Origin of the sequence: Phytohabitans rumicis (assembly GCF_011764445.1) — a bacterium.
Lineage (GTDB): Bacteria > Actinomycetota > Actinomycetes > Mycobacteriales > Micromonosporaceae > Phytohabitans > Phytohabitans rumicis.
The window spans coordinates 7,048,683-7,072,329 of sequence record NZ_BLPG01000001.1 but is presented as its reverse complement, the minus strand read 5'-3'; the positions used below and the strand labels follow the sequence as shown (position 1 = coordinate 7,072,329).

Genomic DNA, 23,647 nt, shown 5'->3' with positions numbered 1-23,647 from the left:
TCGACGAGTCCGTGTGCCTGGCCCTCATCGTCAGCGGCACCGGCGCCGCGCGCCTATCCGCACCGGCACCCAAAGCCGGGTCGCCGCACCGGCTATTTCGGCCGGCGCCGGCCCTGGACTGGCCCGCCAAGTGGGTGTTGCCACGGATAGACATCGGCCGGTGCCCGCGGACACGCTGGCGTTGACCGGTGCACGGCCCACGGGAGGAAACAAGGGCAAACCAGGCGCCAGGGGTGATAGTGGGGGCAGAACTCAGGAAGGAGGGCTGGCGCGTGTCCCTGTTCTGGCGGATCTATCTGCTCAACGCCGCCGTGCTCACCGTGGCTGCCGGGCTGCTCATGCTGGGCCCGGTCACCGTCTCCACCCCGGTGCTGTTCACCGAGGCGCTGATCGTCACCGCCGGGCTGGCCGCGATGCTGGCCGCCAACGCGGTCCTGCTCCGGATCGGGCTGGCCCCGCTGCAGCGGCTCACCCGGGCGATGACCACCATCGACCTGCTGCAACCCGGACCCCGCCCCGCGGTCAGCGGCCACGCCGCGATCGCCGACCTGATCCGCACCTTCAACACCATGCTCGACCGGCTCGAGGCCGAACGCGCCACCAGCAGCGCCCGCGCCCTGTCCGCCCAGGAAGGCGAACGCCGCCGCATCGCCCAGGAACTGCACGACGAGGTCGGGCAAACGTTGACCGCGGTGCTGCTGGACCTCAAACGGGTCGCCGACCAAGCCCCCGAACCGGTCCGCAGCCAAGTCCACCAAGTACAGGAATCCACCCGCGACAGCCTGGACGAGATCCGCCGCATCGCCCGCCGCCTGCGCCCCGGCGTGCTGGACGAACTCGGCCTGATCAGCGCCCTCAAAGCCCTCACCACCGAAATCTCCGGCCACACCGGCCTATCCGTCCGCCAGCACTTCGACGCCAACCTGCCCGACCTCGGCCACGAGGCGGAACTCGTGTGCTACCGGGTCGCGCAGGAAGCCCTGACCAACACCGCCCGGCACGCCCACGCCGTCCACGTCGAGCTCACCCTGCGCCGCACCCCGGCCGGGGTTCAGCTGTGTGTCCGCGACGACGGCCGCGGCCTTCGCCGCAGCACCGAAGGCGCGGGCATCCGTGGCATGCGCGAACGGGCCCTGCTCGTGCGGGCCCAGCTGTCCCTGGGCGCCAGCCCCACCGGGGGCACCGAAGTACGCCTGCACCTGCCGGACCCGGACGGGAGCCTCTGACCCATGCCCACAGCCACCACCCGGATCCTGCTCGCCGACGACCACGCCCTGGTCCGCCGCGGCGTACGGCTCATCCTCGACAACGAACCCGACCTGAGCGTCATCGCCGAGGCCGGCAACGGCGCCGACGCCGTCGAACAGGCTCGCACCCACCGGCCCGACCTGGCCATCCTGGACATCGCCATGCCCCGCCTGACCGGCCTGCAAGCCGCCCGGGAACTGTCCCGCCTCCTGCCCGACCTGCGGATCCTGATCCTGACCATGTACGACAACGAGCAATACTTCTTCGAAGCCCTCAAAGCCGGCGCCAGCGGCTACGTCCTCAAATCCGTCGCCGACCGCGACCTCGTCGAAGCCTGCCGCGCCGCGATGCGCGACGAACCATTCCTGTACCCCGGCGCCGTCAACGCCCTGATCCGCAACTATCTCGACCGCGCCGCCGACGGCGCCACCGTCCCCGACAAGGTGATCACCGACCGCGAAGAAGAGGTCCTCAAACTCGTCGCCGAGGGCCACTCCTCCAAAGAGATCGCCGACCTGCTGTTCATCAGCGTCAAGACCGTCGAGCGGCACCGCGCCAACATGCTGCAAAAACTCGGCCTCAAAGACCGCCTCGAACTGACCCGGTACGCCATCCGCGCCGGCCTCATCGAACCCTGAACCCCGGGACCACCCGTGATGGCCACGCCCGAGCAGCTGATCCAGCTCGCCGCCTCCTTCGGGTTCAGATACCCGGAGCTGCGCGATGACGTGGCCAACTGGCTGTCCTGGTGCCTGCCCCGCGGTGTCGACCCCCTACGCCCCGCGGCACCGGTGCTGGCCTACTACACGCGCGAGACCAGTCACGGTCCCGAACCCTTGTACATCTGGCTGCACTGGTCCCGGCCGCGTCGACGGCCCACCGCCCCAGCGCCGGGCCGCCAGCCCACACCGGGACCCCACGGCGAGATCGGCCCACCCGGACCAGGCCGGCGCGGACGCCGGCGACGCCCCGCCACGATGCTGTCCGCCGACCAGACCAGGCGCCTTCTGCGCGCCGCCGAACAACACGACGGGCAACCCGCGACAGTCGCCTTGTTCCTGCTGGCCACCACCGACCACATCCGGCTGCACCACATCTGCTGGCTCGACGTCGCCGACATCGACACGACACAAGACACACCGCTGCGCCTGAGCCTGCGCCCACCCGGCGGCCACACCCTCGTCCTACCGCCCGTCGTCGCCAACCACATCGCCGCCCACCTGACCGCCTACCCCCGCGCCCGCGAATTCAAAACAGAACACAACCGGATCCGTGTGCCGCTGCTCCGCAACAAAGTGGGAGGCAGAACAACCGCATCCGGGCTCGGCCAAGGAATCCGCCGCATCGCCGCGACCGCCGACCCTGACATCGCGGCACTCGCCGCCCGGATCACCCCCGGCTGGATCACGGTCATGGACCTCAGCACCTGGTGACCCGGGGGTGACGGCTCACCCCGTTGACGGCTTGGGCGGCCTGGCGTGGCGAACCTACGAAATCGAACGATACGTATGGTGATGGCGTGGGTGTGTTCAGCCCCCGGAAACGGCACCAGCCAAACCGGCCCTATGCCGGCCGCCGGCGATGCCTTGACCAGCTCAGGAGAAGGCGGAGAGGACAGGCAGTGAGCATTGACGCGACGGCCTTCTACACGCAGCAGCGTGCGGCGTTCGCCGCGGTCCACGATGTTCTCGGGCCCAGCGGCGCCCATGTCGAATTCGGCACCGCCGGCGAGCTGGCCGCGCTGATGGCCCGCCTACCAGCCGAGACCACGGTGTTCGTCGCCGAGACCGTCCACATCGACATGAATTTGCAGCTGGACCAGAGTCCGAACCGGACGGCCGCGGCCGCCACGGTGATCCCGTTGGGCGACGAGAACGACCTGGTGCACATCCTCGACGAGGGCCGCCCCCAGCAGGCGGTGCGGCTGGTACCCGGCGTCGAGTTGGGTGCCTACATCGTCGCCGAGGACGCTGCCGGGGTACCGGAGGTGACCGTGCCGTTCCCGCCGTACGAGCGGGCTGTCGAGGCGCTGCGCGACGGTGACCTGCGTGACGTGTTCGCCGCGCAGGTCGAACTGCTGAACTGGATGGCCGCCACCCTGACCGAATCACCGCCCAGCGACGACCCGACCGACGACCAGAACGTGTCCGAATGGATCAGCGACCCCGAACTGCGCGAGCACCTGGGCGTGGAGGCCGAACGGCTGCGGCAGGCCGCCGCCCGACTCGCCGCGCTGGGCGCCCGGGCCGCCGCACACCGCGCGGCGGGTGACTGACAGCGGGCCTGGGCGGCGTCCACTGACACCGGGTGGCCGAAAAACGAGTTCGCCGCTTCGTTCCTGTGCGGGATTCACCCGGGGCGAAGGGATCTCGGTGGGACTTTGTCAGAGGTTGACGGGGATGTCGGCCAGGTCGTACCACAGGTCGCGGATGGTGCTGTAGGGCTTGTCGGGCAGCCCTTCGATGACCGTGATGATCTCCGGGCGGGCGTGGCTGCCGACGGCGTAGGCGAGCAGGTTGTCGCCACCACGTCCAAAGCGAGAAGCTCGCCCGCGGCCAGCTACCCCGCGAGATGACACCGCAGGAGGCCGAACAGATCAACGCATTCGGCCACGCCGACTAGCGCCCGGGAGCCTCACACGCCCGTTGGACAACGGTCTCCGATCGCCTACGAAAACGCCACCCGAGCAACATCAACTAGGCTGGCCCCAGCCGCATAACCCGTGTCCAAGATCAGGGGTCAAGCCCCAGGGTCTTGGGATGCCGGCAAGGGCACCAGAGCGCGAACGGTTGAAGCCGACCCAGGCAGCCCGGAGCGCGCGTGCCCGCACGATGGGGGTAACCACATGGACCGGACCACCCTCGCGGTGGTCCGGTCAGTAGGGGGAGCTTGGGGGCAACCACCCTATAAGACCGATAGTACCGGCAGGTTGCGGATTGTGGCCTTGGTGAAACGGGTCGAGCGGCCTGCCCGTGCATGGGGGCAGGGGCAGGCCGCTCGCGTGACCGCGTTGGGGCGTTCGGCCGTTTGGGGGGTTAACCGCCCGCGCCCATGCCATGGCCACGTCGCCGGGAAGGGCGGCAACTTGGCGACCGGCGTTACACGCAGGCCCGTCGGGGCGCCGGTGTCCTGCCCTGGTTCAGTCGCCCAGCAGTCCGGCCGGAACCGCGCTGCTCTGGCGTGAAGCTGTCGACCGGGCGGTACCCGTAGGCGGTCATAGTTCGGACCGTGAACCTCATCGACACCGCGTGGCGTGCCGCGCGTTCTGGCCTGTGCCGACTATGACCTGGTCTGGTGGGTCTCCGGCGATTGAGAAAGAATCCCGAACGTCGACTTCTACGCCGGGCTCGTTTACAACCACTGAGAAAATTGGGTCACCGTGAAACGCCGTGGAACGACGGCGTAAGAACGTCGCCGCAGTCGAAATTCCGTGTCTACGAATCATGGATCCGACTGGTGATCACATTTGTCTCCGACATAGGTGTGCCATCGGCTTCAGTAAGGTTCGCGACTCGACCGAGTTGACGTTGATTACGGTCTGTATCGTCAAAGGCACCCTGGGTAAGGAGCTATGGGTGCTCCGCTGTCGACAGTGATCCTGTATCGGTTGGCAGGAGGATCGAGGTGTCCGTCAAGATAGCGACGAGAACAGCTGCGATAGCCGTGGTGATGCTTTCGATGATCGGCGGGATGGTGCAGCCGGTCGCCGCTGCGCCGAAGGTCGATGGCAGGCCTGGAATGGCGACTTTCCAGGGGCGTGTGATTGACCTTGCCAAGGGCTGGCAGGGAGCGCAGACCTGCCTGGTCTACTCGGCCGCGGATACGCGGTGCTTCGCCACGCACGCGGAGGCCGATGCGGTGCTGGGTTATACACGGGAGCGCGACCCTCTCTATCAGGCCGCGCAAGGATCGGCGGGCTCGGTTGTTGTGCTGGCGGTGCCCGTGTGTTCGAGTGGCTGGCTGTGTCTGTACGCCGACACGAACGGCAATGGTCGGCGGTTGCAGTTCCGGGACGAGTACTGGCAGTACCTGTCCAATTGGGACTTCGACCGGCAGACGTCGTCGTGGCGTAACAACCAGGGCTCCAGCGACGCGGGGCATTTGTCGATGTACAACCTGAGCACCGTCTACAACTGCGGCGCGAACAGCTACGCCAACAGTCTCGGTATCTACAACGACCAGGCGTACGCCGTGTGGGGTTGAGGGTGCCGGGGATGAGCCAGGGGTGGCGGCCGCTATCCGCCACCCCCTGGGGCCGCCAACTTACAACGATCATGGGGTTCCGGTGGTGAACCGGGCGTCGTGGAATATGACGTAGCTGGTCACCGCGGGGATCCGTACATTCAGGCTGCCGGCCGTGGTGGTGAGGGTGCGTTCGTACGCGAGGAACCGTCCGGACGTGCGATCGACGATGAGAGTGTGCCGGACTGGAAGGCCGCCCGAGGTCGAGGTGGTGGAGAACGCCTCGCCTGGTCTTCCGGTCCGGTCCGTCACCGGTCCCGTGTAGTCGACAGTCGGCAAGCTCGCCAGCAGGCGTAGGACGGAGGCGAGCTCCTTGCCGGTCAGCACCCTTTCTTTGAGCAGGTCCACCACCGCTGTGAAGTAGCCGCCGGTGTCGGTGATGTTGTGGTTGCGGCGCAGCCACGCTCGCAGCTGGTCCGCGTTGGGTGGTGGCCGGTCGTCCCAGAGCCAGGCGTGCCCGCCGGGTGGGTCGTCGGTGCGGCGCGGTGTGGTGTCCGACCCGGGTGACCGGTTCGCCTTCCACGCCTGTTCGGCATCGTCGTCGGGAAACCACGGAGTTCCGTATCGTGCGATGGTGACGGCGGCGTCGTCGGGTTGACGCCAGATCTGCGTTTCGCTGGGCACGACGGCGGTCGTGACCTGTTGGCCGTCGATGCTGGCGTTGAGGTCCCAGCTTTCGATGCGTAGGTACTCCACCGTTCCGCCGCCGGGCCGGTCGGTGGCCTGCGCGGCGCTGGCGAGCTGCTGGAGCACGGTGGCGGCGGGCAGCTGCGGCCCGGGTTGGTAGTTCAGGCCCGGTGGGGTGGCCGCGTACGCGGAGGTGGCGTGGGACGGCCACAGTACGACCGTGAGGGCTGCGACCACGACGGCCATGGCGACGGCGGCTACCCCACCGACCAGGAAACGCTGTCGGCCTGTCCATCTGTGTCGGCGTCGCTGCGGCTGCTGGTCCGGCGGTTCCTGCAGGATCCGTTGCAGGATCCGTTCCTTGGTCTCCTGGTCGGGGACCTGCCGAGCTCGGGAGGCCGCAGCGAGCGGGCCCCACCGTTCGTGTAGTTGCCGCGTGATCGCCTCGTCGTCCGTCACCGCTTCCTCCCTTCCCCGGACCGGTCTTCTGGCTCGTCGTCGTTGACGTCGTCGGGCGGCCCTGCGGTTGCCGGGTGGAAGGCCGCCAGCTTGTCACGGAGTCGCTGCCTGCGCATCGCCGCGGTGGAGCGCTTGAGCCCGAGAATCTCGGCAATCTCGGTTGCCCCGTAGCCCTCGTGACAGGACAGGAAAAGAATCTCCCGGTCCAGGTCCGAAGCCAGGGCCTGGAGCACTCGCTCGAAGCTCAACTTCTCCAGGACGGCATCAGCGGGATCGTCCACGACAGGCAGGTCGTGCAGGCCGGCCCGCTGCCGCGGCATCTTCTGTTGGTTGACCTTGCCGCGGATCGCATTTCTGATCTTGTTGTTGGCGACCGCATAGAGCCAGGCTCTCGCTGCCTCGTCCGGGATTTTGTCGCGCTTCTCCCATGCCGTCGCGAAGACCTCCGCGAGGATGTTCTCAGGATCGAGACCCGCGGCCTTGAACTGTACAAACCTCCAAATCGCGTCGTAGTGCTCCTGATAGATCTTTTCGAACCGCACGCGCCCGGCGGCAGGATCCATTCGCAACTCCTCCGCCCGTATTGTTTCGGGCGGGCCGGAAAACGTCACACCAGATCAGGCGACGCCCATACGGGTGACCCCAACGATCAACGACCTATCGCGCGACGATTACGTTCCGTCTACGTCGCGACAGCCGTTCGTCATCGACGCCGCCGGGCCTTTCGCGGCTTTCCTCGACAGATCTCATCCCGGATTCCGGCGTAGTCGCGATAGCTCCACCGACGACGACGCCAACATGCCAGTACGCAGTTTACTGACAAGTACAGCGAATCTTGCATCGTGAAATCTGTCGTTCGCCTGGCGGTCTGACTAGATCTACCAGGCTTTTCCGCCTCGTGTTGATTCACGGTTCCCGTCATTCGGGAAGTTTCGGCTCTGTGTGACGCAACATCAGCTTCGCGAGACTTCACAGTTGATCGCACACACCGCGATCAACTACTACACGCTACCAACAGATCACGGGGAGCAGATCGTGGTGAGGCGGGTACCCGCCGCGCGTCCTACCCGGACCCCGCGCGGCCGACACGCAGCGTCACATGACGCCGCAGCATCCGACCCGGCCCTGCCGAACTCGCCGTTGTGGCCAGACCCTGCGGCTTTCCGCACGCGCCCGAACCGGCCACCGGCCTCGCCGCCGACACAACACGGCATCCAATCGGCCGGCCAGCACCAACTGGCATCAGCGCCCGCAACCGGGGCGGCTGTCCGTGACCTGTCAACAGCCAACTATCCGAATACCAGCACCGTAGGAGAACAGTGACAACCCCACCACCGGACCAAGGCCGAACACCGCGCTGGGTCCGCCGAACCCTGCGGTACGCAGCCTCCGTGTTCCTGCCCGTCGCGGTCGCCTCGGCTACCGCGGTGGCCGCCGTGAGCCACGGCACCACCCGGGCGTTCTGGGCAGTCACGGCCATCATCGCGACCGCCGCCAGCGCCGTCTTCGCGTTGGTCAAGGAACGCCAAGCACGAGCCGCGACAAAGACCGCCAGCCTGGCCCGCGCCCAACTGGCCGCCGGGCTGAACCGGGCCGGCGCACCCCTGCTGACCGTCCTGGGCAAGGTCACCGCCGCCAAGACGACCGAAGACCTGCACGCCGCCGTCGACGTCCTGGCCGAGCGCGTCGTGGACATCGCGCAGTCCCAATGCGGCCGACACCGCCGGCCCGGCGCCACCCTACGGGCCGTCTACTACGCCCGCGTCGACGACCGGCTCGAGCGTCGCACCTGGACCGGCCGCCAGGACGACACGCCGCCCCGACGCGCGTTCAGGGCAGGCTTCTCCCTCCACGAGACCGAGGTCGTCCGGTTCGCCACCACCGAGGAGGTCCAGGTGGTCGACGACCTCTACTACCACGCCCCACCACACTTCGTGCACAGCAACAACCGCGGCTACCGGTCCTTCATCGCCGTGCCCATCCACGCCGGCGAAACCAGCTTCGGCATGCTCGCCGTCGACTCCGACCTGCCCGGCTCCCTCACCGACGCCGACAAAGGACACATGATCCTGCTCGCAGGCGTCCTCGCCGCCGGCCTGGCCCACCAGGCCAACCACATGACCCCGACGAACCCCACACCATCCACCCCGGAGGCATGAGGATGCCCACCCGAACCCAAACGGCCTCCCGATCCGCCGTCCGAACCTCACCACTGCTGTCCGACGAGGACCGCCAGTTCCTAGCCGGCGACCTCAGCGCGGACTGCTTCCTGGAAACCGCCCGACGTCGCGCAGCCGACCAAACCCGACGCGAACTAGCCCGCTACACCTGCACCGCAACCCTCGCCACCCTCATCACCGTCGCGTTCATCACCGTCGGAACAGGCCTGTTCCGCCTCCCCACCACCGCGGTGTTGGCCGGCACCGCAACAAGCCTCGGTGGCCTAGCAGCAATCCTCGGGCCACTGGCCCACCATCACCGGCGTCAAACACGCACACCCAAATAGCACACGGCCGTGGTGGACGGCCACAGCGCCGTCCACCACGGAACAACTCGGCCAACTCCTTCATCTCCGCACTGGTCAACCGGCCCGCGCCACCACCGGCGTCATCGACCTTCGGCCGGATCCTGCTCCCGCCGCACCTACCCCGTCGCGTTCCAGACGGTCCACCAGACGGGCACCAGCGAACGTCGCCACCCCCGCGACGCCGGCATGATCGTGCTGATGGCCGGGCTCAACCTGAGCATCGTGCGACCCCAGGGCGATCCGCACCCGTCCTAGAGCGGCAGATCGTCGAAGCCCCGCTGTACCGGTAGACCAGCCAGCCATCGAGGTCACCGGCATACGCGTAGATGTGATCCGTCTGCGGGGCCAGCACGTCCGCGGCACCGAGAAACACCCCAGTCTGCGGTCAGACCACAGTGGACGGAACCCGGCCCGACGAGTCTGTCTGCACCGCTAAGACCCGGCCGTCGGCCGGCCCACCGTCAAGCCACACCTCCACCACGCCCATAACCTCCTCATCAGAGACCATGGCCCCGACGACGGCTACCCGCCCTGAGCATACGGCGAGCGACACATCCTGCCGCCCTCGCGCGTGACCGCGCGGGCCCGGACGAGTGCGCTTAGGTCGAGTGGCCGGGAGGGGTCTCACCTCCCGGCTCTCACAGATCTGGGCGTGACAGTCTCCCGTCACCCAGCTCTTGTCATCCTGTCTGCCAGGGCGTGTGGACCCATGCCCAGTGGGCGAAGAGTCTGGGGTGCTGGCTGGTGATGCCGCCGCGGCGGGGCTCGCCCAGGTCTTTGGCCATGCCGCATTCCGCTCGGGGCGGGCCGTGGTCGCAGTCGATCGCGGTGAAGGCACCGTCGGCATACGCCGGCTACGCCGGCAGCACGGTGGACGCGGCAAGCAGCACGGCGGCGGCCGCCAGTCCTGGACGGACGGTCAGCATATGTCCGCCGGCTGGACGGCGATGGTGATCACCTTCCACTCGTCACCCTGGCGGTTGGCGACCGTGGCGGTCGTCAGCCTTCGTCCCCCGACGATGTTGTTGACCTTCTCGCCTGAGTCTGTGTAGACGAGGAAGTCGCGGTCGTCCAGGCAGTCCATGATGGATACGACGGTTGGACTCGGCAGCGGGCGTGCATCGGTCGGTACCGGCTCGGAGCGGTACTCGCCGCGGATGATCTGGCCCGCCCGCCGGAAGTGAGCCAGTCCCGTCTGCAGTGTCGTCAACGCCGAACCGGCCGCGTAGCGGGCCAGCAACTGCCCGTTCGGATCGGCCGTCAGCCCGGCGCGCGCGTAAGCCGTCAACATCCCGCGGTAGGCAAGCAGCGCGTTCCGCTCGGCGACCGCGCGGGCGTCCTGTGTCGCTACGCCCGCAGTCGTGTCCACCGGTGGCGAACTGTCCGAGCCGTGCCCGCCGCAACCGGCCGCCAACACGGCCGTCGCCAGCAGCAGGCGCTTCGCGCGACCGCGGCCGCTCTCCTTCCCGCTGAACGCAACGGCTCCGTGGTGCATCATCATGGTTCACCCCTCATCGAATTCGGCGATCTGTAACGTTCCGCGCTGGTGTTCCCCGCTCGGCGGGCTCACCCCTGGCCGTCAGGGCGTGGACTACCCACGCGGCGACGGGTTGCGAAGGTGGGTCAAGGTCCGCAGCTTGCGAGTCGGACGAGTTGGCGGAGCCCTGCGCCGGCGAGCGTTTGCGGGACATGGGTTCAGCTGCCCGCCGGCGAGGGCTCGTGGACGGCCCGGCGTCCGCCCACCAAGTCAATGCACGCCTCCGCATCACACGGGGGCCCGCGGGCCCTGGAGGCACCGCCCACCGTCGACCAGCCGTGGCTACGGCCCTGCGGGGCTGACGCGGCGATGCCGACCTCGGCCGGACCTGACTGGATCACCGTGCACCTCCGTTCACCTGGCGCCATCGCGAGGCGAACAACACGCCTCGCTCCCGCCGGTCGGTCCCCTCCGCCGCCGACGCGTCGGCACCCCGTGAGGAGGTCGACGGCATCGTCCGTCGCTGAGCACGCGGTTCTTGCACGGCGGTAGAAGTGGTCTTCGGCGGACAACCGTGACACACCCCGTGTGTTCACCACGAGCATCGGCTACGGTGTTGGTGTTCACATCAGTCAACACCGACGATCGGAGCATCCCAGGTGTGCGCGGAGGTTGTCAACCAGTGAGAACGAGGCAGGATTGTCCGCACACGATGGTGAACAGGTTGTTGGTCGCATGAGCGACCCTGACAGTCCCGGAGGGCGGACGTTCGCCGCCAAGCTCCAGTACCTGTACGACAACGTGTTGCCTGCCGGTCGGCGCAAGGCGTACACCGACCGAGAAGTGGCGGCGGGCATCAAGGAGCTGGGCTACGACATCTCGTTCAACTACCTGCACACTTTGCGCTCGGGGACGAAGACCAACCCGACGATGCGCCACGTGGAGGCCATCGCCAAGTTCTTCGCGGTCCCGGTCGGCTACTTCGCCACCGACGACGACGCGGCCAAGGTCGAGCAGGAGTTGGCGACGCTGGTGGGGCTGCGTGAACTCAAGGAGGCGCTGGACGATCCCGGCATCCGGGTGTTGGCGCTACGGGCACGCGGCCTGTCAGCCGACAGCCTGGCGCGACTCGGAGACATGATCGACCTCGTGCGGAACCTGGAGACCGGGCACCGCCGAGATCACTCTGCTGAGGCGTGATCGCCGCGGTCACTCTTCCACACGTCGAATCATTTCGATCATTGACGATCGTCAGCCAGACGACTGACGCTGGTGTTGTTGACGGGGAGGTGCCATCGCGATGGAAACGTCAGATGGTCTGCTGGACGCGGACCACCAGAAGGCGTCATCAGCTCGGATGTACGACTTCTATCTGGGCGGAACCCACAACTTCGCTGTCGATCGGGCTGCCGCCGAGCTGGCGATCGCCCAGATGCCACTGATCCCGACGCTGTGCAAGGCGAATCGGGCGTGGCTTGGTCGGGTGGTGCGGTTCCTGGCCAGGCAGGGGGCGACGCAGTTTCTGGATATCGGCTCGGGTATCCCCACGATGGGTAACGTCCATGAGATCGCCCAGCAGGTGGCGCCGGGCGCTCGGGTGCTGTACGTGGACATCGACCCGGTCGCGGTGATGCACAGCCGGCAGATGCTGACCGACAACCCGCTGGCCGCCGCGGTCGAGGGCGACGTGCGCCGCCCGCAGGAGCTGATCGACCGTATCGAGTCCGATCCGGGTCTGAAGGCGATCATCGATCTGGATCGGCCGGTGGCGTTGATTCTCGCCGCCGTGCTGCATTTCGTGCCGGACGACGACGAGGCGTACGGCGCGGTCGAAGTGCTGCGGGACCGGCTGGCCCCGGGCAGTTGGCTGGCGATCTCCCACGGCGCGGTCGAGGGGTTCGGCGCCGTGCAGGCGGCCGGCGTGCAGCAGGTATACGAGAAGACGCGAACACCGGGCGGGTTACGTACCCGCGAGGGCATCACACGCTTCTTCGACGGCTTCGACCTCGTCCAACCCGGAATCGTCTGGGGCCCCGAATGGCGGCCGACACCATCCGACCCCCATTTTTTCGATCATCCCGAGAAGTCCGGCGGCCTGGCTGGCGTGGGGAGGATTCCACCGCCTCAGGCACAGACCACATAGCCGCTGGGCGCCGCAAACCGACGGCCACGACGGACATCCGCTGTCGCTGTCGACGCCACCACACCACGCGCCAGTCATCGACACTGGGTGTCCTGCCGATTCCCGTGCGATGATATCGGCGGCCTTACGGACCACGGGAGGTGCTGCGCCACTATGGACACAGCAGACCAGACGGCCAAGATCGAGGCCGGACGCGCGACGTCCGCCCGGATGTACGACTACTACCTGGGCGGCACAACCAACTTCGAAGCCGACCGCATCGCCGCCGACGAGGTCATCACGCGGATTCCGCTCATCCCCGCGATGCCCGGGCGAACCGGGCCTTTGTGGGTCGGGCGGTACGGTTCCTGGCTGAGCGGGGCGTCCGCCAGTTCCTCGACATCGGCTCAGGCATCCCCACCATGGGCAACGTCCATGAGATCGCCCAGCAGGCAGCACCAGACGTGCGCGTCCTGTACGTCGGCATCGACACCGTCGCGGTCCTGCACAGCCGGCAACTGCTCGCCGGCAACGACCAAGCCTCCGCCATCGAAGGCGACCTACGCCACGCACGGGAACTACTGGACCAGCTGCACACCCCCGAACTAGCCGCAATCATCGACCTCGACCAGCCGGTCGGATTGATTCTCGCCGCCGTGCTGCATTTCGTGCCCGATGACGATGAGGCCTACGGCGCGGTTTCCATGCTGCGGGAGCATCTATGGCAAGGCAGCTGGCTGGTGATCAGCCACGCCGCCGTCGAGGGCTACGCAGCGGAGGACGCGGCGGCAGCCACGCGGGCCTTCGAACGGACCACCGCTGCGCACGCCGGCCTGCGCAGACACGACGAGATCGCACGGTTCTTCGACGGCCTTGACCTGGTCGATCCCGGCCTCGTCTGGCTGCCCGACTGGCGACCTGCACCCGTCGACCCGCAGGATTTCAGCGCCGCGCCGCACCGCAGCGGATTGCTCGCCGGTGTAGCGCAGATCAGATGACCGATGCGCGACGGTGCCTCCTCATCCCCGCAGGTCGGACCGCGCCGACGAAGGAGCGAAGCAGTCCGTAGTGGACGCTGCCGACAAGTCTGCCGAGGTTGGCACCAGGTGCGCGTCCGTCGCGCGGTCGTCGACGTCGGCCGACCGACCGCCGTCCTGATGGCAGCCATACTCCTGTGGCTGCCCGACGACAAGGCGTACGGTGCCGTCGCATTGTTTCGCGCGCGACTCTTCCCAGGCAGTTGGCTGCTGCTCACCCGCGCAGCCGTTCGAGGCGGGGTAGGTGGCCGCGGCCGCGTAGGTGCATGAACACACCTCACCGCCTGCAGGCCGCGCACCCGGCAGGCCACTGGCCGGTTCTTCGGCGGCTTCGACCTCGTCGACTCGGGCCTGGTGTGGCTTGCCCGAATGGCGGCCGGCTTCAGCCGACCCACCAGAGTTTCGTCGCGGAACCACTGCGTTCCGGCCCGCTCGCGGGCGTTGGTGAAGTGCCCTGGCCGACAATCGGGGATGCGCTCAGCTGACCGGTGAGCCGCAGCGACATTGCAATTCCGCACTGGTTTGCGCGTGCCTCGCCGAGCCTCATCAGACACCGGCCCCGAAGCCCCAAGGGGGCTCTGTGCGTGTCCCCCACTTAGGGAGTGTCTCAGTTGGTGAGGTGGTGACCTCGGGCATGATCTTCTATTCGTGGTGGACCTCGTTGATGACATGATCCGGACCTGGGCGCCTGACGATTTCTGGGAGGTCGTGCAGCCGCTGCTGCCGGTGCCGGTGAAGCGGCCGCAGGGCGGTGGGAAGCGTCGGGCCGACGACCGGGCCTGTCTGGCGGCGATTGTGTACATGGTCCAGGCGGGGTGTTCGTGGCGGAAGCTGCCGGCCGCGTTTTTCGGGGTGTCGCGGCCGACGGTGCACCGTCGGTTCACGCAGTGGACTAGCTACGGGTTGTGGGAACAGGTGCATCACCAGTTGCTGATCCGGCTGAACGTCGCTGGTGGCATCGACTGGTCGCGGGCGGTGGTGGACTCGATCACTGTCCGGGCGCTCAAAAGGGGATCTGACGGGGCCAAACCCGGTCGACCGCGGCAAACCAGGATCGAAGATCCATATTCTGTGCGACCGGCGGGGTGTGCCGTTGACGGTGCTGATCTCGGCGGCGAACACCCCGGACGCGGAGTTGTTGTTCCCGCTGCTGGACTCGATCGCCCCGATCCGTGGCCGGCGTGGCCGGCCCCGCCAGCGGCCGGACAAGCTGCACGCCGACAAGGCCTACGACCACAAAGCGATCCGGGCCGAGGTCCGCCGCCGCGGCATCCTCGTGCGGATCGCCCGCAAGGGTGTGGAGTCCTCTCAGCGGCTGGGCCGGCACCGCTGGGTGGTCGAGGGTCTGCTTGTCCTGGCTGATGAACAACCGCCGCCTAGCCCGCCGCTACGAACGCAAATCCGCGCACCTCCAAGCCTTCGCCGACCTCGCCGTCATCCACGTCTGCTACCACCGACTCGGGAAGGTCACCAACTGAGACACTCCCTTACGTCGCAGCCACGCCCATGTGGGCGATCGAGTAATCCCCCGGGGTTGCGGTCACGCAATTCCTCCAGGGCTGGCCCGTGTGCTGATGTTACTTCGCGTTCGTGGTGGACTGGGGGACGGCGCGTCCGGGGCGCTTGTTGGGCCGGTAGCTGGGGCCGTTCATGAAGACCTGGTGGCTGGTGTTGATGAGCCGGTCGAGCAGCGACTCGGCAACGACGGGGTTCGGGAACAGCGGATACCAGTCCGGCGGGTTGCGGTTGGAGGTCGTAATCAGCGACCGGCCGGCTTGGGCTCGTTCGCTGATGAGCTCGTAGAGGTCGTCGGCTTGCTGTGGGGTGTACTCGCGCATCGCGAAGTCGTCGAGGATCAGCACGTGGGGTCGGGCGAGTTCGCCGAGGCGTTTGGGCCAGGTGCGGTCGGCGTGGCCGTCGGCGAGGTGGGCCAGGACGCGGCTGGTCTTGTAGAAGCGGACCTCGGCGCCTTGGCAGATGGCCAGGTGTCCGAGGGCTTGTGCGACATGGGTTTTCCCGATACCGACGGGGCCGTGCAGGAGGACTGATTCTCCACTGTGGAGCCAGCGGAGGGCCGCGAGGTCGCGGATCTGCGCGGCGGGCAGCTTGGGGCTGGCCGCGAAGTCGAAGCCTTCCAGGGTGGCCTGTTCGTCGAAGTGGGCGCGGCGCAGCCGGCGGTGCATGGACATGGTCTCCCGGCGGGTGATCTCGTCTTGGCAGAGGACCTGCAGGAAGTCCAGGTGCCCGAGTTCGCCCGGCTTGGGCTTGGACCAGGCGGGCGTCGAGGGTTTCCACGAACGTCCTCACGGTGATGACGCGCACGAACAAGCGCAACCCCTACCAAGCCGCGCTACAGACATCCCCAAGATCAACGACGGACAAGACCAAACTCGTCGTCACCTTCGGTGACGGCTGACACTCTGCTGCATCGACTTAACCCGATACTGCGGGGCTGGTGCGCCTACTTCCGGCCCGGGATGTCCAGCGCGACCTTCAACCACTTGGCCAGCTTTGTCTGGCGACAGGTATGGGCATGGCTGCGCCGTAAACACCGCCGGAACACCTGGAAGGAACTGCGACGCCGCTACTGCGGCGGCGGATGGTGGCCCACCAGCGACGAAGGACGCCTGCTACACGCCGGGACGATCACCACAACGCGGTATCGCTACCGGGGAGCAGCCATCCCAACCCCCTGGCAGGCCACGACATGAGGATCCACACCGAAGCCCGAACGGGACTTGTGGAGAGCCCGGCGCTCAGTAATGGGCACACCGGGTTCGGAAGGCGGTCCGGGGAAACCCACCGGTGGAAACACCGGCGGGGCGCCCGGGCCGACCTTGCGAGGGCATCGACGTGCTCGCCGACTCTTTGGCTCGCGGAAGTTCCGAAACGTACAAGACGGCCCGCGGGGGCCGTAGCCATGATCGATGCATGACAAAGAGCGGGACTTCCCATGACGCACGAGCGCTCGACGGTGGGTCGGGTTCACCCTCCCGGAAGGGCCGAAGAGCCACCAGACGGCTGAGCTGCGAACATGGCGTGATTCCAGGTAGCCGACGCAGGCAGCCCAGCCGCGACCACCACCGACCGTGACGAGCTGTCGACGGGCACGATCACCGCCGCACCAGAGAACCGATCGTTGAGCCGTTTCCTTCGGCGGAAGGATATTGTGCCGAAGGCGAAGATCAGAAAGCGTGTCACCACCGCGGTAGCGCGAGCGACTACCCAGCGTCGCCCGCCGTTACCCGGAAAGGCTCAGTGCCGAGTCATGACAGCCGGGGTGGGCGTGCGGAACTATGTATGACGGAGAGTCGATGCGACGCGCGAGCGCATCTGTTGCCATACTTCGATTTTTGCGATCTTCATAAACTTCAATTTTGATCTATGTGCGGGAGCGACCATGCGCCGACTAAAACGAATTGCCACCATCGCTGTCACGGCGGGCATAGTTCTCGCCGGTATGGCCACACCGGCGGCCGCGGACACCTGGGTGGGCACCCCGCCGAGGTGCTCCGGCTTGCCGAACGGTGGCAGTCCATACAATTGGGGCGGATGGTGTAACGGCACCGGCCCCAACTACACCTACCACTCAAGGATTACCTGCAGCGGATCCGGAACCTACACCCAGAATGGTCCGATGAAGTGGGCCGGCGACAGCGGGGGCTCCTTCGCGGCCTGCCTCACGGGTGACACGTTCTCGAACCGGCGACTGCTGCGTTACGAGTTCGGCGTACACGTCGGTACCGTCTACTTGTGATCCGATTCATCTGCTAGCACATATTCTGAGAACCGGTTCAGGCTGTGGCCTGGGCCGGTTCTCGCTGTGGGCTGGTGAGTCGGTTGCGCATCAGATACGGCTTGTAGCGGCGCGAACCAGGCGCGCATCGTCTAGGCTCTCGTGCGAGGTTTCCGCAGCTCAGGTCAAGCATAAATTGATTGACCGACCAGCAGCACGAGTCAGGGAGCCATTCCGGGCAACGGCTTGATCTACAACGCGTTCATGGACGGGCACGAGTTCGGTCTCGCCGCGGCGATGCGGATATGTGGTCAGATGCTGGACGCCCTGGAGTACCTGCACCAAGACCTCGCCTACGTCCACAGGGACGCAAAGCCCGGCAACGTCCTACTAGACCAGGCACGCGAGAATGCCGTTCTTGCCGATCTCGGCTCGGCCGGCAGGATCGACCCGCACACCAATATGGCGCGCGACTACGGCGGAACGCCCCTGTACCTCGCCGGAGGCCAAGGCCACCGGGCAGGTGACTAACAGGTCTGACCTGTACTCGATTGGCGTTGTGACAGTAGAAGTGCTTGCCGGCAGGTTCGAGTACGAGAACATCGTCTTCGCCGACGTGGATTCTCGTCTTGCCACCGGCAAAGCGTGCGCTGGTCGACCAGCGCTACACCCTCCCGCCCGCTCGGTGATCATGGAACGCGCGAGGCGCTACGGGTTAGCGGGTTCCCCGGGTCCGGGCTGGACCGTCGAACACCACAGGCACAGCACGCGCGGCGCGGTGGCCGGCACGGCGAACTCCTGCCCGCATGGGCGGCGGCTACGGCCGGCGCGGATGCGCCGGTACCGGCGGCCGACACAGGTCACGGTCATCTCGGCCGGCAGCTCGTCACCGACCATGCGGGGTTGGGCGTGCCCACACTCGTCGCATACCGCCTCCGGCGGGGCTGCGGTCAGCTCACGCTCCGGCATGATGCTGATCGAGCGCTGATCGGTGCTGTGCGTGGTGACCTGGCCGCACCCGTCGCACCGCAGGTACCGCACCGTGAGCGCGGTCGGGTAGCGCACGTCGCGGACGAACTCGCGCACCATCATGCGGACGAACGCCAAACCGGCCGGCTCGGGCTCGTCACTGCCGGACTGCTGCACCATGGCCACATCAGACCGCACCCGCCCGCACGGGGGCCAATCCCCGCCAACCCTTTCCTGGCCGACTACGCGTTCGCGGCGGCAAGGCAACGGCCCGGCCGACGACTCGCCGCCCCGGCCGCATACAAGTCACTCGACATCCTCGAACGCCTTACCCCCAGGACACACCCAGTCATGGTGGCGGACCTGCGGCACACCCTGAGCACCGTCGCCAGCACGCTGGCCAAGACCCGCGAGGAGAGCGTCGCGGCCGAGATCCGCCGCCGGCTGGAAGATGTGCAGGACAGCCCAGCGGCCGGACCGGCGGGCGACTCGGCCGCTCGATGATCAGGCCGTGTCAGCGCCTCATCCGCCAACTACTTCGACGGCGACCGCCCACGATCACCTGCAGCCGTCTGGTCTGCCGTCCCCGCGAGCCCCTGGCTGCTGAGCCAGGCCGGACCACGAACCCTTACCGGATAGTCAGCGGGCCGAGTGATCCCGGGTCAAACTTGGACTGTGGTGCGTGTGACTGGCCGGATTCATTCGGCGCTTGGGAGCGTGCGGCGGGTTCAGGCGAGGTCGATCGTCAGTATGCCGACGTCGAGGCCGACGGCGAGGAGGCCTGGCAGCGCCGTGCACGCTGGCGCGGGGTGATACACGGGGATGACAAAGCAGCACCGGGCAGTGATGGGATCCCAGAGGCGTACGGTGCGGTCGTTGCTTGCGGTCGCGAGGAGCGTGTGGTTGTTGACTGTCACGGCGCACAGTGCACGGACCCAGTCAGTGTGGCCTTCGAGGCGGCGTAGCTCGCTGCCGGTTGCCGGATCCCAGAGGCGTACGGTGCGGTCGTCGCTAGCGCTGGCCAGGAGCGTGTGGTTGTCGACTGTCACGGCGCACAGTGCACGGACCCAGTCAGTGTGGCCTTCGAGGCGGCGTAGCTCGCAGCCGGTTGCCGGATCCCAGAGGCGTACGGAGCGGTCGTCGCTAGCGCTGGCCAGGAGCGTGTGGTTGTCGACTGTCACGGCGCACAGTGCACGGACCCAGTCAGTGTGGCCTTCGAGGCGGCGTAGCTCGCAGCCGGTTGCCGGATCCCAGAGGCGTACGGAGCGGTCGTTGCCAGCGCTGGCCACCAGGGGATGCCGACTGTCACGGCAGATACCGCGTTCACGGTGCCGGTGTGGCCTTCGAGATGGCGCAGTTGAGTGCCGGTGATCGGGTCCCAGACCCGCACGGTTCCGTCGTCGCCGGCGGTCGCGAGTCGCGTGCGACCCTCAGCGGTCACGGAACACGCGGCGGTCACCGCGCCGGCGTGACCTTCGAGGCGGCGAAGTTCGCTGCCGTTGGTGGGATCCCAGAGGCTTACCAGCCGGTCGTCGCTGGTGCTGGCGAGCAGTGGGCGGTCGACCGTGATGACGCAAAGCGCGTTCACGGTGCCGGTGTGGCCGTCGAAACGGTATGGTTCCGCGCCGGCCGCCGGCTCCCACAGGCGTACCGAGCCGTCGTCGCAGGCGGTCGCGAGCAGTTCGTGGCCGTCGATCGGCACGACACACATCGCGTTCACCGTGCTGGCGGGGATCTCGATACGGCGGAGCTCAATTCCGGTGACCGGATCCCAGAGCCGGATGGTCCGGTCGTCGCCGGCCGTGGCTAGCAGTGTTTTGCCGTCAACTGTCACCGTGCACACTGCCCGTACCCAGTCGGTGTGGCCTTGGAACCGGCGTTCCTTACCCGCCACGGGATCCCACAAGCGGACGGTCCAGTCGTTGCACGCCGTAGCGAGCAGTGTGCGGCCTCCTTCGGTTATGGCACAGGCAGCGTTAACTGTGCCTGTGTGGCCCTCGAATGTGCGGAACTCACCGCAGATGGCCGGATCCCAGATGTAGACAGTCCGGTCGTCACCGGCGGTGCAAAGCATTGCGCGCCCCTCGACGGCAATGGGGCACATCGTGTTCACTGTGCCGCTCGGGGTTTCGATGCGGCGGTACCCGGTGCCGGTGGCCGGATCCCAGAAGCGGATTTCCATGGCGCTGCCTGCGGAGGCGAGTCGCTGGTGTCCGTCGACCTTTACTGCACACATGGCGTTTACTGGGCCGGTCGGATTTCGGATGCGCCGGAGATTGGCCCCGGTGGCCGGATCCCAGGTGCGCACGGTTTGGTCGGTTCCGGCTGAGGCGATTAGCGCGCGGTCGTCGGCGGTCACCGCGCAGACGGCGGTCACCGCGCTGGTGTGCCCTTCGAGGCGGTGTAGTTCGGTGCCCGTGGCCGGATCCCAGACCCGTACCGTGCCGTCGTCTCCGGCTGATGCCAGCAGCGAGCGACCGTCGGTAGTTACCGCGCATACCGCGTTCACCCTGCCGGTATGTCCTTCCAGGCGGCGGACCTCGGTTCGCGGTCGGGTTCGGGCCCAGCGTGCTCGGTAGGGGATCGGCCGGTCGTGGGTGATGGGCGACAGGTTCTCGAGCTTTTGGGTGATGCTGAACATGGCGGCGCGCTCGGGCGGTGGTGCGGCGTTCGCGTGAGGGGTGAGACTCAGCAGTCTGGTGCGAGCCCGAGCTGCTACGGAATGGGCCCGGTGGGCGGGCGGCAGGAGCCGAAGCAGATCGGCGTGGAGCAGGTAGTCGTCGTCGGTCAGCAGCGCGTCGATGAGGCCGGCACGGTGGGCGTGATTGGGCAGCGAGCGCAGCAGGTATGGCGGTGCGGCGTCCCAGCCGTTGTCGCGACCGATGGCCAGCATCGCTCTGGTGAGGCGTCGCTGGTCGGCGCGTTCGCCGCCAGGCCCGCGTTCGCGTAGCAGCGCGTCGTTGAGAGCCTGGTGGAACAACCGGAAGGTGGATTCCTGGTCGGCGTGGATGGCCTCGACGAGGAAGCTGGCGGCGGTGGATCGGGCGAACAGGTCGAGCTGCGCGGCTGTCACCGTGCTGCCGAGCGCGACGGCAGCGGTACGCCAAAGGTCGCTGGTCCAGCCGGGCGCCTCCGCGTGGGCCAGCGCAGTCAAGACTGCCCGCGCCGGGGTGCCCTCAATCGGTGGTACCCGGTCCAGGTAGGCGTCCAATGCCGCGTCAACGGTCGCGGTTAGCGTCAGCGTCAGCGGATCCGCGGCGACCTCGTCGTACATGCCGTGGCGGCGGGCGTCGAGCCCGGCGACGAGGAAGTTCGGTTCGGCCAGGGCTGCGATCCGGGCCGCGACCCGCTCCGCGACGGTTAGATCCGTGTAGGGGTTTCCGGGCCGCTCCGCGCCGACCAGCCGCAGCGTGCCAAGCGTGTATGCCCGCAGGTCCTCCAACGAGAAGAACGCCGAGTCGTCCAGGTCGATCTTCTGCATCGCGCCATCCAGGACGCGGAGCAACTCGCCTGCGCTGTCGTGGCGGCGGCTGCCACACACTACCTGCGCGCCAAGCTGTCCGCAGCCTTGGACCAGCGGGAGGACTATGCCGGTCAGCACCGCGCGGGCGTCGTGTTCGGTAGCCGCTTCGTCTACCGCGTCGATGATGATGTTGAACCTTCGCGGATCCTCGACCAGGAGTTCGTGGATAGCCGGGGCGAGCTGCTCGACCTCGGCCGGTAGGGCCACGCCGGCGGCACGGGCTATCTCTGTCGCCACTTCCAGGGCGGTCTTGCCTTTTACGTGTACGGCACAGCCGACGGATCCGACGGTGGCCACCACCCCGGTGTCGTTGTCTGGCAGCTCAAGGCGTAGCCGGGCGTCGGCGGTGGTCACGATGCGTCCCAGGACCGCTGACTTGCCTACGCCTGGGGACCCGGTCACAACCAGGGCTCGCTGGTCCGGCACCGATCGGTCCAACCAGGACACGATCCGGTCGAGCGCCGCCGTACGGCCCTGGAACCGGTATCCGCGTTCCAGGTCGCTCATTACGCCACGCCCACGGGGCCGCCAGTGCCGGCCGGCCTCGGCGTCTTCGTCGAGCCGCCAACCCCAGGCGGCCATCGCCGCTGCCCCGGCGTCTGCGGCCGCCCAGCCGGCCAGCACGCGCAACTTCGCGCCGGGCACGAACACATCCGCCTGCGCCAACGTCAAGGCCTGCCCGTCACCGGGCCGAGCACCGGCCGAGTCGGCTTGGCCGACGATCGCGGCGACAGCGTCATAGTCGGGCAGCCACAACCCGCCGCCACTGAACCCCTTCTCGACCGGATACGGCGAGTCGGTGTCCAACCGCACCCACCCGTGCGCCAGCCGCGGGCCGACCGTGCCAGTCGCCTCACTGCCGTTACGGCGGCTGCTCGCCGGAAACCCGAATGCCCACCACCGCCGACCAGCCAACACCGCCGGATCCAGAAACTTCACACGCGCCGGCTCCACCCCGGCTGGCATGTCGTCGGCTAGGTGCAGCACGGCCACGTCCGCGATCTGTGCGTCGTCAGCGTCGAACTCCACTCGCCGTACTCGACGGCGGAGCTTCCACGCGCTGGTTACCTTCGGAAACGACACCCACAACGGCTCGATCAGCTGCCGGCGCTCCGGATCGTCGAACCAGTCCAGCACCACGTGCGCACACGTCAACGCCTGCCGCTGCGAGATGGCCACCGCAGCACCGATCGGTGTGAAACCCACCTCTTCGCGGTGGACCGCGAGCGTCCACGGATCGGCGGCCGGTGCCAGCAATCGGGTCACGACGCCGCGCTCTCCACCTCGCCCGCCGCACGGGGCTGCCACTTCAACGTGACCTCGAAGCTTCCCTCGCTCGCGGCCTTGGCGACCAGCCAATCCATCCTTCCGCTTACCTTGATCCCGAACTTCACCTCCACCTCGCGCGGGCCGTGCGCCCGCACCTGGTCGAGAACCTCCCGCGCCGCTCGGACAGCCGGCCCGACTGCCTCCCGTACTCTCCCGATCACCCGCTCCGACGATGCCTGCTCAAAACCAGGCAACGGCTCTACCTCGAACCCCACAATCAAGCCGTCATCCAGCTCGTACCGCACGACCTCAGCCATCCATGGCACCTCCACACCGGAGCGAATGCGCCACATGCTAACGGCCCAGCAGGAATACCCGGGTCACACGCGATAGACGGATCCCCGACACCAC

The 23,647-nt window shown here is 67.5% G+C and carries 21 protein-coding genes and 3 pseudogenes; 14 read left to right on the top strand and 10 right to left on the bottom strand.

Annotation, left to right across the window (positions count from 1 at the left end; all coding sequences use genetic code 11):
• Positions 1 to 272: 272 nt before the first annotated feature.
• From Prum_RS32190 to Prum_RS32175, 4 genes are all read left to right on the top strand, one after another.
• Positions 273 to 1,226 (top strand): HAMP domain-containing sensor histidine kinase, encoded by a 954-nt coding sequence (locus tag Prum_RS32190; RefSeq protein ID WP_173079872.1) that lies wholly within the window; start codon positions 273 to 275, stop codon positions 1,224 to 1,226.
• Between the two features lie 3 nt (positions 1,227 to 1,229).
• Entirely contained in the window at positions 1,230 to 1,886 is a 657-nt protein-coding gene (locus tag Prum_RS32185) for a response regulator (RefSeq protein ID WP_173079871.1), read from the top strand.
• Between the two features lie 18 nt (positions 1,887 to 1,904).
• Positions 1,905 to 2,681, top strand: coding sequence for a hypothetical protein (locus Prum_RS32180; RefSeq protein WP_173079870.1), 777 nt, complete (start codon positions 1,905 to 1,907; stop codon positions 2,679 to 2,681).
• A 188-nt stretch (positions 2,682 to 2,869) separates the two neighbouring features.
• Positions 2,870 to 3,523: a hypothetical protein gene (locus Prum_RS32175; RefSeq protein ID WP_173079869.1), complete on the top strand. Its 654-nt coding sequence runs from the start codon at positions 2,870 to 2,872 to the stop codon at positions 3,521 to 3,523.
• A gap of 108 nt (positions 3,524 to 3,631) precedes the next feature.
• Here Prum_RS32175 and Prum_RS32170 read toward each other — a convergent pair whose 3' ends face one another.
• Positions 3,632 to 3,826, bottom strand: coding sequence for a DUF2795 domain-containing protein (locus Prum_RS32170; RefSeq protein WP_173079868.1), 195 nt, complete (start codon positions 3,824 to 3,826; stop codon positions 3,632 to 3,634).
• Between the two features lie 1,046 nt (positions 3,827 to 4,872).
• Here Prum_RS32170 and Prum_RS32165 point away from each other — a divergent pair.
• Positions 4,873 to 5,451, top strand: coding sequence for a peptidase inhibitor family I36 protein (locus Prum_RS32165; protein WP_173079867.1), 579 nt, complete (start codon positions 4,873 to 4,875; stop codon positions 5,449 to 5,451).
• 69 nt (positions 5,452 to 5,520) lie between these two features.
• Here the strand turns inward: Prum_RS32165 and Prum_RS32160 are convergent, their stop codons facing one another.
• Together Prum_RS32160 and Prum_RS32155 are read right to left on the bottom strand one after the other, a co-directional pair.
• A complete protein-coding gene (locus tag Prum_RS32160; protein WP_173079866.1) occupies positions 5,521 to 6,576 on the bottom strand; it encodes a CU044_5270 family protein in 1,056 nt (351 codons plus the stop codon).
• A complete protein-coding gene (locus Prum_RS32155) occupies positions 6,573 to 7,139 on the bottom strand; it encodes an RNA polymerase sigma factor (protein WP_173079865.1) in 567 nt (188 codons plus the stop codon). Before Prum_RS32155 ends, Prum_RS32160 begins: the two co-directional genes overlap by 4 nt.
• A gap of 828 nt (positions 7,140 to 7,967) precedes the next feature.
• On the opposite strand from Prum_RS32155, the gene Prum_RS32150 reads away from it, so the two are divergent.
• Positions 7,968 to 8,735 (top strand): GAF domain-containing protein, encoded by a 768-nt coding sequence (locus Prum_RS32150; protein WP_173079864.1) that lies wholly within the window; start codon positions 7,968 to 7,970, stop codon positions 8,733 to 8,735.
• Positions 8,736 to 9,488: 753 nt separating this feature from the next.
• Here Prum_RS32150 and Prum_RS55915 read toward each other — a convergent pair.
• The gene (locus Prum_RS55915) at positions 9,489 to 9,590 is read right to left on the bottom strand and encodes a DUF8847 domain-containing protein (protein WP_503826944.1); all 102 of its coding nucleotides are present in this window, start codon (positions 9,588 to 9,590) and stop codon (positions 9,489 to 9,491) included.
• Positions 9,591 to 10,022: 432 nt separating this feature from the next.
• On the bottom strand, positions 10,023 to 10,601 hold the full coding sequence (locus Prum_RS52230) for a hypothetical protein (protein WP_246278227.1): 579 nt from the start codon (positions 10,599 to 10,601) through the stop codon (positions 10,023 to 10,025).
• Positions 10,602 to 11,315: 714 nt separating this feature from the next.
• Here Prum_RS52230 and Prum_RS32140 point away from each other — a divergent pair.
• The 5 genes and pseudogenes from Prum_RS32140 (at position 11,316) to Prum_RS32120 (ending at position 15,217) form a co-directional block, all read left to right on the top strand.
• A complete protein-coding gene (locus Prum_RS32140) occupies positions 11,316 to 11,780 on the top strand; it encodes an XRE family transcriptional regulator (protein WP_173079863.1) in 465 nt (154 codons plus the stop codon).
• A gap of 100 nt (positions 11,781 to 11,880) precedes the next feature.
• On the top strand, positions 11,881 to 12,723 hold the full coding sequence (locus Prum_RS32135) for an SAM-dependent methyltransferase (protein ID WP_173079862.1): 843 nt from the start codon (positions 11,881 to 11,883) through the stop codon (positions 12,721 to 12,723).
• Positions 12,724 to 12,876: 153 nt separating this feature from the next.
• A pseudogene (locus tag Prum_RS55275) lies at positions 12,877 to 12,963 on the top strand (hypothetical protein); the annotation flags it as partial.
• Between the two features lie 86 nt (positions 12,964 to 13,049).
• Entirely contained in the window at positions 13,050 to 13,700 is a 651-nt protein-coding gene (locus Prum_RS32130; protein WP_246278225.1) for an SAM-dependent methyltransferase, read from the top strand.
• A 708-nt stretch (positions 13,701 to 14,408) separates the two neighbouring features.
• Positions 14,409 to 15,217 (top strand): annotated as a pseudogene (locus Prum_RS32120) (IS5 family transposase).
• Between the two features lie 99 nt (positions 15,218 to 15,316).
• On the opposite strand, the pseudogene istB reads toward Prum_RS32120, so the two are convergent.
• Positions 15,317 to 15,991, bottom strand: a pseudogene (istB, locus tag Prum_RS32115) (IS21-like element helper ATPase IstB); the annotation flags it as partial.
• Between the two features lie 153 nt (positions 15,992 to 16,144).
• On the opposite strand from istB, the gene Prum_RS32110 reads away from it, so the two are divergent.
• Both Prum_RS32110 and Prum_RS49855 read left to right on the top strand, forming a co-directional pair.
• Complete coding sequence (locus Prum_RS32110; protein WP_173079859.1) at positions 16,145 to 16,450, top strand: group II intron maturase-specific domain-containing protein; 306 nt, start codon at positions 16,145 to 16,147, stop codon at positions 16,448 to 16,450.
• A 1,289-nt stretch (positions 16,451 to 17,739) separates the two neighbouring features.
• Positions 17,740 to 18,006, top strand: a complete 267-nt coding sequence (locus Prum_RS49855; protein ID WP_218577424.1) for a protein kinase domain-containing protein — start codon at positions 17,740 to 17,742, stop codon at positions 18,004 to 18,006.
• A gap of 177 nt (positions 18,007 to 18,183) precedes the next feature.
• On the opposite strand, the gene Prum_RS32100 is transcribed toward Prum_RS49855, so the two are convergent.
• Entirely contained in the window at positions 18,184 to 18,624 is a 441-nt protein-coding gene (locus Prum_RS32100; protein ID WP_173079858.1) for a hypothetical protein, read from the bottom strand.
• A 171-nt stretch (positions 18,625 to 18,795) separates the two neighbouring features.
• Here Prum_RS32100 and Prum_RS32095 point away from each other — a divergent pair, with 171 nt between their 5' ends.
• Complete coding sequence (locus Prum_RS32095) at positions 18,796 to 18,948, top strand: hypothetical protein (RefSeq protein ID WP_173079857.1); 153 nt, start codon at positions 18,796 to 18,798, stop codon at positions 18,946 to 18,948.
• A 224-nt stretch (positions 18,949 to 19,172) separates the two neighbouring features.
• Here the strand turns inward: Prum_RS32095 and Prum_RS32090 are convergent, their stop codons facing one another.
• From Prum_RS32090 to Prum_RS32080, 3 genes are read right to left on the bottom strand one after another with little or no spacing between them, the layout of a single operon-like run.
• Positions 19,173 to 19,733: a WD40 repeat domain-containing protein gene (locus tag Prum_RS32090; protein WP_173079856.1), complete on the bottom strand. Its 561-nt coding sequence runs from the start codon at positions 19,731 to 19,733 to the stop codon at positions 19,173 to 19,175.
• Positions 19,622 to 23,233 (bottom strand): trypsin-like peptidase domain-containing protein, encoded by a 3,612-nt coding sequence (locus tag Prum_RS32085; RefSeq protein WP_173079855.1) that lies wholly within the window; start codon positions 23,231 to 23,233, stop codon positions 19,622 to 19,624. The genes Prum_RS32090 and Prum_RS32085 overlap by 112 nt, the downstream gene beginning before the upstream one ends.
• On the bottom strand, positions 23,230 to 23,553 hold the full coding sequence (locus Prum_RS32080; protein ID WP_173079854.1) for a CU044_2847 family protein: 324 nt from the start codon (positions 23,551 to 23,553) through the stop codon (positions 23,230 to 23,232). The genes Prum_RS32085 and Prum_RS32080 overlap by 4 nt, the downstream gene beginning before the upstream one ends.
• Positions 23,554 to 23,647: the final 94 nt, after the last annotated feature.